The organism is Streptomyces sp. NPDC027672 (assembly GCF_055566335.1).
The window spans coordinates 510,335-523,168 of record NZ_JBVHSO010000003.1 but is presented as its reverse complement, the minus strand read 5'-3'; the positions used below and the strand labels follow the sequence as shown (position 1 = coordinate 523,168).

Genomic DNA, 12,834 nt, shown 5'->3' with positions numbered 1-12,834 from the left:
CAGGGGCCGGGGATCCGGAGCGGGTGCCGCCCGGCTCCCCGGCCACCCGCGCCGGCGCGGGATCGGCGACGACAGCGTGTCCGCGCCACGGGCGTGAACTTCCCTGTCCTGGCGGGCAGTTCAGCCGTAGGGAACGCCAGCATACGTAACGCCGGGCGGTGGTCACCAGCACGGCCCCTTGCTGCGGGCCCCCGGCCGGGCCACTATTGGTCCGGACCTTTAGAGGATATCCGGTCCGTCGGGAGGGCAGTGCCGTGCGACGCGTTCCGCTTGCGCTCGTGCTGGTCTGCGGCGTGGTGCTGCTGGTCGCGTCCTGCGGCTGGGGCCGGGCCGCGGACGAGGGCCGGATGCCGGGCGCCCCGGCCGGGGTCACGGCCACCGCGGGCAGTGCCACGAGCGTGCACGTGATGTGGAACGCGGCACCGCGCAGCGCCGGGGTCCGCACGTACGAGGTATATCGGGACACCACGAAAGTGGCCGAAGTACCGGGTGCGCAGCACATGGTGGACGTCACCAGGCTCAGGCCGTCCACCCGGTACGCCTTCACCGTGCGGGCTCGGGACACCGCGGGCCGGCTGGGTCCGCCGAGCGCGGCGGTGCGGGCCCGCACACCGGCCGTCACGGTGGCGGACCGCTCGGCTCCCACCCGGCCGGGCAAGGCCACCGGGCGGGCCGTGGGCAGCCGTGCCGTCCAGCTGTCCTGGAGCGCGTCCCGGGACGACCGGGGCGTGCTGTCGTACGACGTCTATCAGGGCGGGGTGAAGATCCACAGCGTCGGCGGGAACCAGACCGCCACCGTCGTCACCGGTCTGCGCCCGGGCGGCCGGTACGTCTTCACGGTGCGGGCCCGGGACGCGGCCGACAACCTCTCCCCCGCCGGCGCACCGGTCCGTCTCACCACACCGGGCCACGACGACGGACGGAACACCGCGCCCGCCTCGTTCACCGCGACCGCCCACCGGTCCGGCGGCGCCTACTACATCGACCTGGCCTGGGACCCGCCGCGCGTGGACGGCGTGATCACGGAATACCTGATCCGGCTGGACGGCGGCACGGACTCCTCGCTCGTCTGGGGCGGCGCACCGCCGAGCGGCCGGGCGCACCACAGCTTCTACGCGGGCACCGCCGCAGGCGAGGAGCACCGGGTGCGGCTGCGGGCCCGGCTGCCGGACGGCACCTGGGGCGGCTGGTCGGCGGAGCGGACGGTCACCACGGGCGGCTGACCCGCCCGCGCGGCGGCCGGACGTGGCGGGACGGCGCCGGTCACGGTCACGGCGGACGGGCACCGGCGGTCCGGTGCGCGGGAAGCGGCCGCGGTCACCTGATCGGTCCTCCCCCGGGTGCGCCGGTGACCGGCGGGGCGTTGGCTGCGGTTGAGGCAGCACGGGCGTTCCCCGATCCCCGGCGGCGCATCGGACGTACCGCCGACCGTGCCGCCGGAGGCCAGTCCCATGGACAACTCGCGACTCCTGCTCCGCTCCGGCCTGACCCTGGCGGCCGCCGCCGTCCTCCCGGCCGCGCTCGCCGGGCCGACCGCCGCGGCCTCGGGCATCTCGGTCAGCACCATCGGCTCGACGGTCTCGGTGGTCACCAGCGCGTGCACCCAGATCAACGGCAGTTGGGGCACCGCGGCGCTGCTCGGCAGCCGCCAGGCGAACTTCTCCCAGGGCCGGCAGGTGAGTCTGGCCGGCACGTCCGTCAGCCAGTCCGCGGCCTGGTCCGCGGTGAGCCCGGGCACCTACACCGTGGTGGTGGTCTGCTCCAGCGGCAGCACCGCGGGCAGCCAGTCGGTGATCGTCTCCGCTGCGGCCGCGCAGCCCAGCGCGCAGCCCCGGCCCCAGACCAGCCCGCAGACCAGGCCGACGATCTCGGCGACGACCGCTCCGGCCCCCTCCCGGGGCGTGATGGGCGGCCTCGGCGGCGCCGCCCGCGACTACGGCCCCCTGACGCTCGGCGTCGGCGCGGCCCTGGTCGCCACCGGTGTCGTGGCCACCGGCTGGGTCCTGCGCCGCCGCTCCGGGCCGTACCGGCTCTGAGCCGGCCGCCGGGCGTCCCCGGCCGGGCGGCGGTCCGGGGAGCCGGCCCTCAGTCCTCTTCCGGCCGCTCCCCCGGCCGTGCGTCGAACTCCGCCAAGGCGTCGGCGAGCCACCGGATCCAGAAGTTCTCCAGGTCGATCCCGGCCCGCAGTACCAGGTGGTGCAGCCGGTCCTGCGGGGTGTCGCGGTCCGGCGGGAAGTCGCGGTCCTCGATCGCCTGGTACTCGGCCAACTGCCGTCGGTGCAGCTCCAGATGGCGGCGCAGGTCGGCCTCCAGGCCCACCGTGCCGACCACGGCCGCCGCGCGCAGCCGCAGCGGCAGCGGGTCCCGCATCGGCCGGGGGTCCTGCGCGGCGGCGGTCCAGCGGGCCAGTTCGGCCCGGCCCGCGGGCAGCACCTCGTAGCTCTTCTTCTGCCCGCGGGCCGGCTGTTCGGCCGGCAGCGCGCGGATGAAGCCCTCGGCCTCCAGTTTCCCCAGCTCGCGATAGATCTGCTGATGCGTCGCGGACCAGAAGTAGCCGATCGACTTGTCGAACCGGCGGGTCAGCTCCAGGCCCGACGACGGCTTTTCCAGCAGGGCGGTCAGGATCGCGTGCGGGAGTGACATGGCCTCATCCTAGGAACGTCGCCCACGGCGCCCGGCGGCTACAGCGCCGCCGCCAGCTCGGTGCCCTGCTTGATGGCGCGCTTGGCGTCCAGTTCGGCGGCCACGTCGGCGCCGCCGATCAGATGCGCGCGGCGCCCGGCGGCGACCAGCGTCTCGTACAGGTCGCGGCGCGGCTCCTGGCCGGTGCAGAGCACCACCGTGTCGACCTCCAGGACCGTGCTCTCGCCGCCGACGGTGATGTGCAGACCGGCGTCGTCGATCCGGTCGTAGCGCACGCCCGGCACCATGGTCACGCCCCGGTGCTTCAGCTCGACGCGGTGGATCCAGCCGGTGGTCTTGCCGAGTCCGGCGCCGACCTTGGTGGCCTTGCGCTGGAGCAGGTGGACCTGGCGGGGCGGGGCGGGCCGCCGCGGCGCGGTGAGGCCGCCGGGCGTCCGGTACTCCGTGTCCACGCCCCAGTGCCTGAAGTACGTCTGCGGGTCCTCGCTCGCCTTGTCGCCTGCGTCGGTCAGGTACTCGGCGACGTCGAAGCCGATCCCGCCGGCGCCGAGGACGGCGACCCGGTCGCCGACGGGGGCGCCGTCGCGCAGCACGTCGAGGTAGCCCACGACGCGGGGGTGGTCGACGCCGGGGATGTCCGGGGTGCGCGGGGTGACGCCGGTGGCGACGACGACCTCGTCGAAGTCCGCCAGGTCGCCGGCCTCCACCCAGGTGTCCAGGCGTACGTCGACGCCGTGCGCCTGGAGCTGGTGGCGGAAGTAGCGCAGCGTCTCGTCGAACTCCTGCTTGCCCGGCACCTTGCGGGCGACGTTGAGCTGCCCGCCGATCTCGCTGTTGGCGTCGAACAGGGTGACGGCGTGGCCGCGTTCGGCGGCGGAGACCGCGCAGGCGAGGCCGGCCGGACCGGCGCCGACGACCGCGATCCGCTTCTTCAGCCGGGTCGGCGCGAGGACCAGCTCGGTCTCGTGGCAGGCCCGCGGGTTGACCAGGCAGGAGGTGAGCTGCCCGCTGAAACTGTGGTCGAGGCAGGCCTGGTTGCAGCCGATGCAGGTGTTGATGGCCTCCGGGGTGCCGGCGGCGGCCTTGGCGACGAAGTCGGGGTCGGCGAGCATCGGGCGGGCCATGGACACCATGTCCGCGTAGCCGTCGGCCAGCAGTTCCTCGGCGAGATCGGGGGTGTTGACGCGGTTGGTGGTGATCAGCGGCACGGAGACCTCGCCCATGAGCCGCTTGGTGACCCAGGTGTAGGCGCCGCGCGGCACGGAGGTGGCGATGGTGGGGATGCGGGCCTCGTGCCAGCCGATGCCGGTGTTGATGAGCGTGGCGCCGGCCGCCTCGACGGCCTTGCCGAGGGCGATCACCTCCTCCAGGGAGGAGCCGCCGGGGATCAGGTCCAGCATGGACAGCCGGTAGATGACGATGAAGTCCTCGCCGACGGCCTCGCGCACCCGCTTGACGATCTCGACCGGGAACCGGGTCCGGTTCTCGAACGAGCCGCCCCAGCGGTCGTCGCGCCGGTTCGTGGGCGCGGCGGTGAACTCGTTGATCAGATAGCCCTCGGAGCCCATGATCTCCACGCCGTCGTAGCCGGCCCGCCGGGCGAGGCGGGCGGTGCGGGCGTAGTCGTCGATGGTGCGCTCGATGTCGGCGTCGGTCAGCTCGCGCGGCACGAAGGGGCTGATGGGCGCCTGGAGCGGGCTGGGCGCGACGAGGTCGCGGTGGTAGGCGTACCGGCCGAAGTGCAGGATCTGCAAGGCGATCCGGCCGCCCTCGCGGTGTACGGCCTCGGTGACGGTGCGGTGCGGCTCGGCCTCCTCCTCGGTGGTGAGCATGGCCCCGCCCTCGTACGGCCGGCCCTCTTCGTTGGGCGCGATGCCGCCGGTGACGATGAGTCCCACCCCGCCGCGCGCGCGGGCCGCGTAGAACGCCGCCATCCGCTCGAAGCCGCGCTCGGCCTCCTCCAGGCCCACGTGCATCGAGCCCATGAGGACGCGGTTGGGCAGCGTGGTGAAGCCCAGGTCGAGCGGGGTCATCAGATGCGGGTAACGGCTCATCGGCCCTCCGTACACGGTGTCGTCGCCTCTTGTTGTAGAGGAACCCCGATGCCTTGTGCAACTAGTTGCATAACCGCTGGAGGGTGACTCCCACCACTCTGTACCTACTAGTATGTACACTCACCGGTGACCGAACCGCCGCACGGAAGGACCGCAGGCCATGCCCTTCGTCCGCATCGACACGCTCGGCACCGATCCCGCTCGCCTGGACGCGCTCGGCCAGGCCGTCCAGGACGCCCTGACGGAAACACTCGGCATCCCGGAGGAAGACCGCTTCCAGGTGCTCACCGGCCACGACGGTGTCACCGGCACACTGCGCTACGGCGACTATCCCGGCGTGCGGCGGGACGACGCGGTCGTCTTCGTGGCCATCACCCTGCGCGCCGGACGGGACGCGGGCCGCAAGCGGGCGCTGTACCGGCGGATCGCCGAGCTGGTGCACGAGCGCACCGGCACCGAGCCCCGCAACGTCTTCGTGACCCTGACCGAGAACGCCTCGCCTGACTGGTCCTTCGGCCACGGCCTGGCGCAGTACGCCCCGGCCGACGAGGAGCCGGCCGGGGCGCGGGGGTGAGGAGGGGTCAGCGGCTCTCCAGGCGCAGGTGCAGATCCCGCTCCTGGTCGCCGGAGGCCGTGCAGGTCTCCTGCACGGTGAACATCGAGTCCAGGGTCTGCCGGAACCGCTCCACCGCCTGGTAGCTGCCCTGGACGTCCGCCTGGACGGGCGAGTCCAGGCGGACCGCCGGACAGTCGTGCTCCCGGGCGTCCGCGACGTCGAAGGTCCCGAGCCACACCATCGGACGGCTCTCGTGGAGCTGCTGGGGCGCTTCCCCGGGAGCCCGGTCGGAGGCGAAGCAGGCGCTGAGCGCTTCGAAGACGAGCCGTGCGTCGTCCTTGGAATATCCGCTGATCTCCACCGAGACGGTGTCCGGATGCGGCTGCTCCGTGTCTGCCATCATCGCTCCTTTCGTGGCCGTGCTACGAGGAGACGGTGTACCCCGTCGCGCCTCGTCCACCCCCAGGAAAACACCACGGGCAGCCGCGCACACCTCAGCCGCGGGCGAACTTGTACGTCTTGCTGTCCGTCAGCACGCAGAAGCCGGGCGAGACGACGATCACGCGCAGGACGCCGCTGCGGCGGTCGTAGTCGATGCCCTCCGCCTCGAAGGTGCCCGTGCAGGAGCTGCGCAGCGGCAGCTGGCGCAGTGCCGTGACATGGCCGAGGACGTCGGCGGTGCCGTTCGGCGCGGCCGACAGGTCGATCTGGAGGAGCGGCTTGGTGAGGCCGAAGAGGCTGCCCTCCGGGTCGTCGGAGGAGCACAGCAGGGTGACCGGGCCGGCGAAGTCGCAGCCCTGGACGTCGCGGACGGCGTGGTCCAGGCGGACGGCGGAGACCTGCGGGAGGTCCGCCGCGGGCGAGGTGTCCGGGTTGGCGCCGGGCGCCGGGAAGACCAGCAGGCGGGTCATCGTGCCCCACTCGCCGGACAGCATCCACCGGCCGTCGGGCGAGACGGCGGCCCAGGAGTTGTTCAGCGCCTCGCCCGCGCCCAGCGTGTGGACGTACTCGGACCAGGTGCCGTCGGGCGCCTGCACGCGGAACATCTTCGAGTTGCCGGAGTCACGCTGGTAGGGCTCGATGTAGTAGCCGTCGTACGAGGCGTCGGGGTCGCCGACGTGGTTCCAGCCGCGGCCGGCGACGCCGGGCGGGACGGTCCCGATGCCGGTGTAGCGGTTCGGGCTGTTCGCCGGCACCTCCACCGAGGTCAGGCCCTGGCTCTCGGTGAGCGGGTCGGCGCGGTCGGAGCCGGTCTCGGTCCAGGCGGCGGCCGCGGAGGCGGGCCCGGGCACGGCGAGGGAGACGACGGCGGCGGTGGCGAGGGTGACGAGTCCGGTGAGAGCTGCGCGACAACGTTGCCGGGCGGACGACGCGGGCATGGGCGGCTCCTCGGAGGGGCGGGGACACGGGCTGGGCGGACGGGAACGCTCCGCCGGCGGACAGTCTGGCGGGACCAGATCGTCATGTACAGACCAACAACGGGACGGGCGCGTGAACTCGCACGGCTCCGGGAGCCCGGGGCAGGAGTCACGGCGCGGCGGCTCGCGCACGGCGGCTCCGGCGGACGTACCGCGCCTTGGTGAGAGATGGTGGAGGTGGACGCAGACGGCGAACGCGGCGGAGAGTCGGGTGTGAGCACGGCAGGACGAGGCAAGACGGCACGGGGGACGTCGTACCGTGCGGACGGGCGAAGGCGGTGCGTGGCATGAGTGCAGCCGAGGCTCCGGTGGCCGAGAACGGCGAGCCGGCGCGCGGGCCGGTGCCGCCGGGCGGTCTGCTCGACGTCCTGGGCGTGGCGTCGGTGGTGCTGGACACCCGGGGCCGGATCGTGCTGTGGAGCCCGCAGGCGGAGGAGCTGTTCGGGTACTCCGCGCAGGAGGCTCTCGGCCAGTACGCCGCCCGGCTGATGGTGCACGAGCGGCACATCCGGCTCGTCGGCGAGCTGTTCGCCGAGGTGATGCGCACCGGGCAGAGCTGGGCGGGCGGCTTCCCGGTCCGGCACAAGGACGGCAGCACCCGTCTGGTGGAGTTCCGCAACATGCGCCTGCTGGACGACCGCGGGGACGTCTACGCGCTCGGGCTGGCCGCCGACCAGTCGACCGTACGGCGGCTGGAGCAGGACGTGGCGCTGTCCGAGCGCATGGTGAAGCAGTCCCCGATCGGCTACGCCGTCCTCGACACCGAGCTGCGGTTCGTCTCCGTCAACCCGGCCCTGGAGCGGATCAACGGCATGCCGGTCGCCGCGCACGTGGGCCGGACGCTGCCCGAGGTGCTGCCGCTGCTGAACGCCCGCGAGCTGGAGGCCGTCGCCCGGCGGGTGCTGGAGACGGGCGAGCCGCTGGTCGACGACACGCTCGTCGGCCGCACCCCGGCCGACCCGGACGAGGACCACACCTGGTCGCACTCGCTGTACCGGCTGGAGGACACCCTCGGCAACGTGCTCGGTGTGGCGGTCTCGCTGGTCGACATCACGGAGCAGCACCGGGCCTCCGTGGAGGCGGAGACCGCGCGGCGCCGGCTCGCGGTGATCGCCGACGCCTCCGCCCGCATCGGCACCACGCTGGAACTGGAGCGCACCGCCTCGGAGCTGGCCGAGGTCGCCGTGCCGGAACTGGCGGACGTGGCGGCCGTGGACCTGCTGGACGCGGTGGTCGAGGGCCGGCCCAGCGCGCTGGGACCCTCGGAGTCCGCGGTGATCCGGGCGCTGGCCCTGCGCCCGGAGGAGGGCAGCGACGCCGTACGGGCCGCCGACCCGCCCGGCCAGATCGCCCGGTACGCGCCCGACCGGCTGGTCACCGAGTGCGTGCGCACCGGCGAGGCGGTGCTGGTGCCGCGGGTGAAGGACGAGGACCTGCCGCGGATCGCCCGTTCCGCCGAGGCGGCCGTGCTGCTCGGCCGGGCGGGCCTGCACTCGTACCTCGCGGTGCCGCTGATCGCGCGCGGCGAGGTGCTCGGCGCGCTGGACCTCAAACGCACCCGCAATCCGGCGCCGTTCGACGAGGACGACGTGCTGCTGGCGCGGGAGCTGGCCGCCCGCGCGGCCGTGCAGATCGACAACGCGCGCTGGTACCAGAACGCCCGCAACACCGCGCTCACCCTCCAGCGCAGCCTGCTGCCCGGCCATCCGCCGGTCACCACCGGCCTGGAGGTGGCCTCCCGCTACCAGCCGGCGGGCACCACCAGCGAGGTGGGCGGCGACTGGTTCGACGTCATCCCGCTGGAAGGGGGCAAGACCGCGCTCGTGGTGGGCGATGTGATGGGCAGCGGGGTCAGCGCAGCCGCCACGATGGGCCGGCTGCGCACCGCGACCACCACCCTGGCCGCCCTCGATCTCGACCCGGCCCGGCTGCTGGAGCACCTGGACAAGACGACCTCGGCCCTGGACCACTCCATCGCGACCTGTGTGTACGCCGTCCACGACCCGCATCTGCGCCAGTGCCGGATCGCCAACGCCGGCCATCTGCCGCCGGTCCGGGTACGGCCGGGCCACCCGCCGGAGCTGCTCGACCTGCCGACGGGCGTGCCGCTCGGGGTGGGCGGGGTCGGCTTCTCCACCGTCACGGTGGACTTCGCGCCCGGTGACGAGCTGGTGTTCTACACCGACGGTCTGGTGGAGACCCGCCGCCACTCCCTGGACGAGCGCCTGGCCTTCCTGCTCTCCCTCCTGGACGATCCCGCCCGCCCCCTGGAGGAGGTCTGCGACCTCCTCCTGCGCACCCTGCACCAGCCGGACAACGACGACGACGTGGCCCTGCTCATCGCCCGCGCCCAGCACCTGCCGGGGTGAGCGGGCGGAGCGTCAGGGCAGTACGCCGATCACCACGTGCGCGGCGAGTTCGTCCGACACCGCCAGCCGGGCCGTCAGGCCCGCGTCGGTGAACGCCCGCAGGGCGGCGGGTGCCTGGCGCTCGCTGGTCTCGGTCAGCAGGCTGCCACCGGGGGCGAGCCACCCGGGTGCCCCGGCGGCCACCCGGCGCAGCACGGCCAGGCCGTCGGCGCCGCCGTCCAGCGCGACCAGCGGCTCGTGGTCGCGGGCCTCCGCCGGCAGCAGGGGCACCTCGGCCGTCGGGACGTAGGGGACGTTGGCCGTCAGGAGGCCGACCCGGCCGCGCAGGCCGGCGGGCAGGGCGTCGTACAGGTCGCCCTCGTAGGCCCGCCCGCCGCAGGCCGCGAGGTTGCGGCGGGCACAGCGCACGGCGGCCGGGTCGATGTCGGCGGCGTGCACCTCGGCGCCGTCCAGGGCGTGGGCGAGGGCGGCGCCGAGCGCGCCGGAACCACAGCACAGGTCCACGACGACGGCCGCGTCCGGCGCCGCCGCCAGCGCCTGGTCGACCAGGAACTCGGTACGGCGGCGGGGGACGAACACCCCGGGCGCCACGGTGACGCGCAGCCCGTGGAAGCCGGCCCAGCCGAGGACGTGTTCGAGCGGGAGGCCGGCGGTCCGCCGGTCCACCATGCCGGCCGCCTCCTCGGGCGTGCGGGCGGTGGCGAGGATCAACTCGGCCTCGTCCTCGGCGAAGACGCACCCGGCGGCGCGCAGCACGGAGACGATGGCGGACGAGGTCAGCGGTGCGGGAACGGGCATGGGGGATACGGGCATGAGGAGCCGGAAGCCTTTCGGGAGCGCGAGATCTCAGGGCGCTCCCGCGGTCACCGCTGCCGGTGTACCGCGTCGTCACGAGAGGCGAGCACCCCGGCCGACACAGCGGTAATGGGTCTCACCTCCTCGTCACGAGGGGCCGCGAAGTGCGCGGCCCGACGGCCACTTTATCCCACGGCCGGATCAGACGCCGACCGCTTCCTCCGTCTCCTCCTCGGCCTCCTCGGCGTGCTCTGCCTGCTTGTCCTGCTTGTCCTGTCGCGCGGTGTCCGGCCGGTCCGGCCGGGTCCCGGCGGCGGTAACGGACGCGGTGCGGGCGGAGTGCCGCGGGGTGTGGCGGGTGCGCTCGTACAGTCCGGCGACCGCCGTCACCGCGAGACCGGCCAGCAGCCAGCCGGCGAGCGTCCACACCTCGCGGGCGAGACCGTCGTGGCCGAAGTAGAGCAGGCTGCGGACGCCCTCGACGAAGCCGGCGCCGTTCCAGAAGGCGTGCAGGGCGCCGAAGAAGCCGTTCTGCAGTTCCGGCCGGAACAGGCCGCCGGAACTGGTGAAGTTCAGCATCACGAACAGCACCATCATGGTCAGCGTGGTCCACCGCTTCAGGAACGTGTGCAGGCCGACGCCGATGAAGAGGACGCCCGCCGAGTACAGCCAGGCCATGCCCCAGACGCCCGCGAGGCCGTGGTGGGCGAGGTGGAACACCGGCCCGGCGAGCAGCGCGCCGATGCCGCCGACCACCGCGGAGACGCCGAGGGTGAGCGGCGCGCGGATCCGCATCGGGAGCGCGGCGCCCGCGGCACCGAGCGCGGCGACGGAGGCGTACGAGCCGATGCTGACCGCGATCAGCAGGAAGAACAGGCCCTGTCCGGTCGGGTCGTCGGCGACCGGCTGCGCCACGTCGGTGATCTTCAGCGGCAGGCCCTCCTCGGCGGCGACCGGCGTGAACACCTTCTCCACGGCCGTGGCGCCCATGTCGGAGGCGGCGCTCGCCACCAGCAGCTCCGGCGCCTGGGCGCTCGGCACATAGGCGCCGGTCACCTCGCGGGACCTGAGCAGGCCGACCGCGGCGGCGCGGGTGGCCACCGTGCGGACGTCCAGCTTCTCGCCCGCGGTGTCCTTGACCGTCTGCGCGAAGACCTTGGCCCGCGGGGCGGTGCCGACGACGGCGACCGGCAGGTGGTGCGGCTCCGGGGTGACGAACGCCCCCATGTACGCGAGCCCCATGCCTATGCACATCAGCAGCGGGGTGATCAGGTGCGTGAGCACATGGCGCAGTGCCGGTGACCTCATCGCGCACGACCTCCAAAGGTTGGCTTATACAACTTTCCGTTCAAGTTGTACTATACAACTAGAACCCCCGGAGGAGGTATTCGCGTGAGCGCAGCGGAGTCGGCCGTCGAGACGATCCAGCACGAGATGACCATCTTCGCCCGCCGGGCCCGCGCCTCGGCGGGGCGGATGCACCCCGAGCTGTCCCTCGTGTCGTACACCCTGCTCGGCCACCTGGAGGAGCGCGACGGCTGCCGGGCGACGGACCTGGCGGCCCACTACGCGCTGGACAAGTCCACGGTGAGCCGTCAGGTGGCGGCGCTGGAGCGGGCCGGCCTGATCGAGCGCCGGCTGGACCCGGAGGACCACCGGGTGCAGGTGCTGCACCTGACGGAGGCCGGCCGGGAGATCCTGGCCCAGGTCACCCGCAGCCGCCGGACGGCCTTCCGGGAACGGCTCGCCGAGTGGCCGGAGGAGGACCTGGTGCGGTTCGCGGCCTACCTGGAGCGGTACAACGCCGGTTCGGCCGACACGGGCACGGACTGAGGGCGGGCGCGGCCACGGGGCCGGTCCACGCCGGTCCACGGCGGTGCGGGCCGAAGGGCGCCGGGCGCTTGTCCGACAGAACCAGCCGGCGCCGGCGCCGACCGAAGCGGCCACTGGTCGGCGCGCACCCGCGTACGCCGGCTTACGTCGGCGTAGGTCCAGCGTGGCCACCACCGCTCCGGTCCGGGCGGCACCCGCCCGGACCGGAGCGGCCGCCGGGCCTACGGCACCGGTACCGCCTCGCGGTCGTTCACCAGCCGCTGCGGGGTCCGGGCCTCCAGGAACGCCGTGCGGCGGCGCAGCCGGAAGCCGAGGGACTCGTAGAGCCGGATGGCGTGCGTGTTCCCGGCACCGGTGTGCAGGAACGGCGTCTCCCCGCGCTCGCGGATGCCGTGCGCCACCGCGAGGACCAGGCGGCTCGCCAGGCCCTCGCCGCGGTACGCGGGGTCGGTGCAGACGGCGCTGATCTCGGTCCAGCCCGGCGGGTGCAGCCGCTCCCCCGCCATGGCGATCAGCACCCCGTCCCGGCGGATGCCGAGGTAGGTGCCGAGTTCCACGGTGCGCGGCAGGAACGGTCCCGGCCGGGTGCGCGCCACCAGGTCCAGCATCTCCGGCACGTCCGCCGGTCCGAGCGGCACCGCCTCCGGGTCCGGCGCGGCGGCCAGGCCGTCGTCCACGTACTGCACGCCCTCGACCCGCTGGGTGATCTCCCAGCCCTCCGGCACCTCCCCGCGGAAGCCGGGCAGCGGGACCCCCGCGCCGGGACCGGCCAGCGCGGCGAGGTCCGCCCAGTCCCGCGCGTCCGGCTCGTCCGGCAGTGCCAGCCACGGGGAGACGTCGAGGGGATAGCGCAGGACCCGGCCGCGCCGCTCGGCGAAGTGGGCGTGCGGCCCGGTCAGGGAGGCGCGGGCCGGGTTGTCGAGGACGTGCGGGGCGCCGGCGGCGGTCGGGCCGGGGCCGTCCTGGCCGTTCACGGCGCTCATCCGGCCACCTCGATCACGGACCTGGGGTCATACGCCTGGGGCATCCTCGTTCCTCACTTCTCTCGCTCTGTCACCGGCCGGCCGAAGCCGGTCACCGATCGGCAAGGAGCGGTCCGGGACCGGTATTCCCGGGCCCCGGCAGAGTTCATACGGCCGCAACGATGGGGGCGCCGGCCGGGGAAC

The 12,834-nt window shown here is 73.9% G+C and carries 12 protein-coding genes; 5 read left to right on the top strand and 7 right to left on the bottom strand.

Annotated elements, in window-relative coordinates; genetic code table 11:
* The first annotated feature begins 254 nt into the window (after positions 1-254).
* Positions 255-1,223: a fibronectin type III domain-containing protein gene (locus tag ACZ4SV_RS10355; RefSeq protein WP_468003109.1), complete on the top strand. Its 969-nt coding sequence runs from the start codon at positions 255-257 to the stop codon at positions 1,221-1,223.
* A 228-nt stretch (positions 1,224-1,451) separates the two neighbouring features.
* On the top strand, positions 1,452-2,036 hold the full coding sequence (locus ACZ4SV_RS10350; protein WP_397937440.1) for a hypothetical protein: 585 nt from the start codon (positions 1,452-1,454) through the stop codon (positions 2,034-2,036).
* Between the two features lie 49 nt (positions 2,037-2,085).
* Here ACZ4SV_RS10350 and ACZ4SV_RS10345 read toward each other — a convergent pair whose 3' ends face one another.
* Complete coding sequence (locus ACZ4SV_RS10345; protein WP_468003107.1) at positions 2,086-2,643, bottom strand: PadR family transcriptional regulator; 558 nt, start codon at positions 2,641-2,643, stop codon at positions 2,086-2,088.
* 38 nt (positions 2,644-2,681) lie between these two features.
* Positions 2,682-4,697, bottom strand: coding sequence for an FAD-dependent oxidoreductase (locus tag ACZ4SV_RS10340; RefSeq protein ID WP_468003105.1), 2,016 nt, complete (start codon positions 4,695-4,697; stop codon positions 2,682-2,684).
* 160 nt (positions 4,698-4,857) lie between these two features.
* Here ACZ4SV_RS10340 and ACZ4SV_RS10335 point away from each other — a divergent pair, with 160 nt between their 5' ends.
* Positions 4,858-5,271, top strand: coding sequence for a tautomerase family protein (locus ACZ4SV_RS10335; RefSeq protein WP_468003103.1), 414 nt, complete (start codon positions 4,858-4,860; stop codon positions 5,269-5,271).
* Positions 5,272-5,278: 7 nt separating this feature from the next.
* On the opposite strand, the gene ACZ4SV_RS10330 is transcribed toward ACZ4SV_RS10335, so the two are convergent.
* Complete coding sequence (locus ACZ4SV_RS10330; protein ID WP_365878651.1) at positions 5,279-5,653, bottom strand: hypothetical protein; 375 nt, start codon at positions 5,651-5,653, stop codon at positions 5,279-5,281.
* 94 nt (positions 5,654-5,747) lie between these two features.
* Positions 5,748-6,632: a hypothetical protein gene (locus ACZ4SV_RS10325; RefSeq protein ID WP_468003101.1), complete on the bottom strand. Its 885-nt coding sequence runs from the start codon at positions 6,630-6,632 to the stop codon at positions 5,748-5,750.
* 326 nt (positions 6,633-6,958) lie between these two features.
* On the opposite strand from ACZ4SV_RS10325, the gene ACZ4SV_RS10320 reads away from it, so the two are divergent.
* On the top strand, positions 6,959-9,040 hold the full coding sequence (locus tag ACZ4SV_RS10320; protein ID WP_365941678.1) for a SpoIIE family protein phosphatase: 2,082 nt from the start codon (positions 6,959-6,961) through the stop codon (positions 9,038-9,040).
* A gap of 12 nt (positions 9,041-9,052) precedes the next feature.
* Here the strand turns inward: ACZ4SV_RS10320 and ACZ4SV_RS10315 are convergent, their stop codons facing one another.
* Both ACZ4SV_RS10315 and ACZ4SV_RS10310 read right to left on the bottom strand, forming a co-directional pair.
* On the bottom strand, positions 9,053-9,853 hold the full coding sequence (locus ACZ4SV_RS10315) for a putative protein N(5)-glutamine methyltransferase (RefSeq protein WP_468003099.1): 801 nt from the start codon (positions 9,851-9,853) through the stop codon (positions 9,053-9,055).
* A gap of 183 nt (positions 9,854-10,036) precedes the next feature.
* Positions 10,037-11,143, bottom strand: a complete 1,107-nt coding sequence (locus ACZ4SV_RS10310; protein WP_468003097.1) for an ABC-2 transporter permease — start codon at positions 11,141-11,143, stop codon at positions 10,037-10,039.
* 84 nt (positions 11,144-11,227) lie between these two features.
* On the opposite strand from ACZ4SV_RS10310, the gene ACZ4SV_RS10305 reads away from it, so the two are divergent.
* Positions 11,228-11,668 carry a MarR family winged helix-turn-helix transcriptional regulator gene (locus ACZ4SV_RS10305; protein WP_397937425.1) on the top strand — a complete coding sequence of 147 codons (441 nt, stop codon included), beginning with the start codon at positions 11,228-11,230 and terminating at the stop codon, positions 11,666-11,668.
* Positions 11,669-11,889: 221 nt separating this feature from the next.
* On the opposite strand, the gene ACZ4SV_RS10300 is transcribed toward ACZ4SV_RS10305, so the two are convergent.
* The gene (locus ACZ4SV_RS10300; RefSeq protein ID WP_468003094.1) at positions 11,890-12,651 is read right to left on the bottom strand and encodes a GNAT family N-acetyltransferase; all 762 of its coding nucleotides are present in this window, start codon (positions 12,649-12,651) and stop codon (positions 11,890-11,892) included.
* Between the last annotated feature and the right edge of the window lie 183 nt (positions 12,652-12,834).

Coding starts and splice junctions, on each gene's coding strand:
- ACZ4SV_RS10350 (WP_397937440.1), top strand. CDS start 1,452: ATGGACAACTCGCGACTCCTGCTCCGCTCCGGCCTGACCCTGGCGGCC.
- ACZ4SV_RS10345 (WP_468003107.1), bottom strand. CDS start 2,643: ATGTCACTCCCGCACGCGATCCTGACCGCCCTGCTGGAAAAGCCGTCG.
- ACZ4SV_RS10340 (WP_468003105.1), bottom strand. CDS start 4,697: ATGAGCCGTTACCCGCATCTGATGACCCCGCTCGACCTGGGCTTCACC.
- ACZ4SV_RS10335 (WP_468003103.1), top strand. CDS start 4,858: ATGCCCTTCGTCCGCATCGACACGCTCGGCACCGATCCCGCTCGCCTG.
- ACZ4SV_RS10330 (WP_365878651.1), bottom strand. CDS start 5,653: ATGGCAGACACGGAGCAGCCGCATCCGGACACCGTCTCGGTGGAGATC.
- ACZ4SV_RS10325 (WP_468003101.1), bottom strand. CDS start 6,632: ATGCCCGCGTCGTCCGCCCGGCAACGTTGTCGCGCAGCTCTCACCGGA.
- ACZ4SV_RS10320 (WP_365941678.1), top strand. CDS start 6,959: ATGAGTGCAGCCGAGGCTCCGGTGGCCGAGAACGGCGAGCCGGCGCGC.
- ACZ4SV_RS10315 (WP_468003099.1), bottom strand. CDS start 9,853: ATGCCCGTATCCCCCATGCCCGTTCCCGCACCGCTGACCTCGTCCGCC.
- ACZ4SV_RS10310 (WP_468003097.1), bottom strand. CDS start 11,143: ATGAGGTCACCGGCACTGCGCCATGTGCTCACGCACCTGATCACCCCG.
- ACZ4SV_RS10300 (WP_468003094.1), bottom strand. CDS start 12,651: ATGAGCGCCGTGAACGGCCAGGACGGCCCCGGCCCGACCGCCGCCGGC.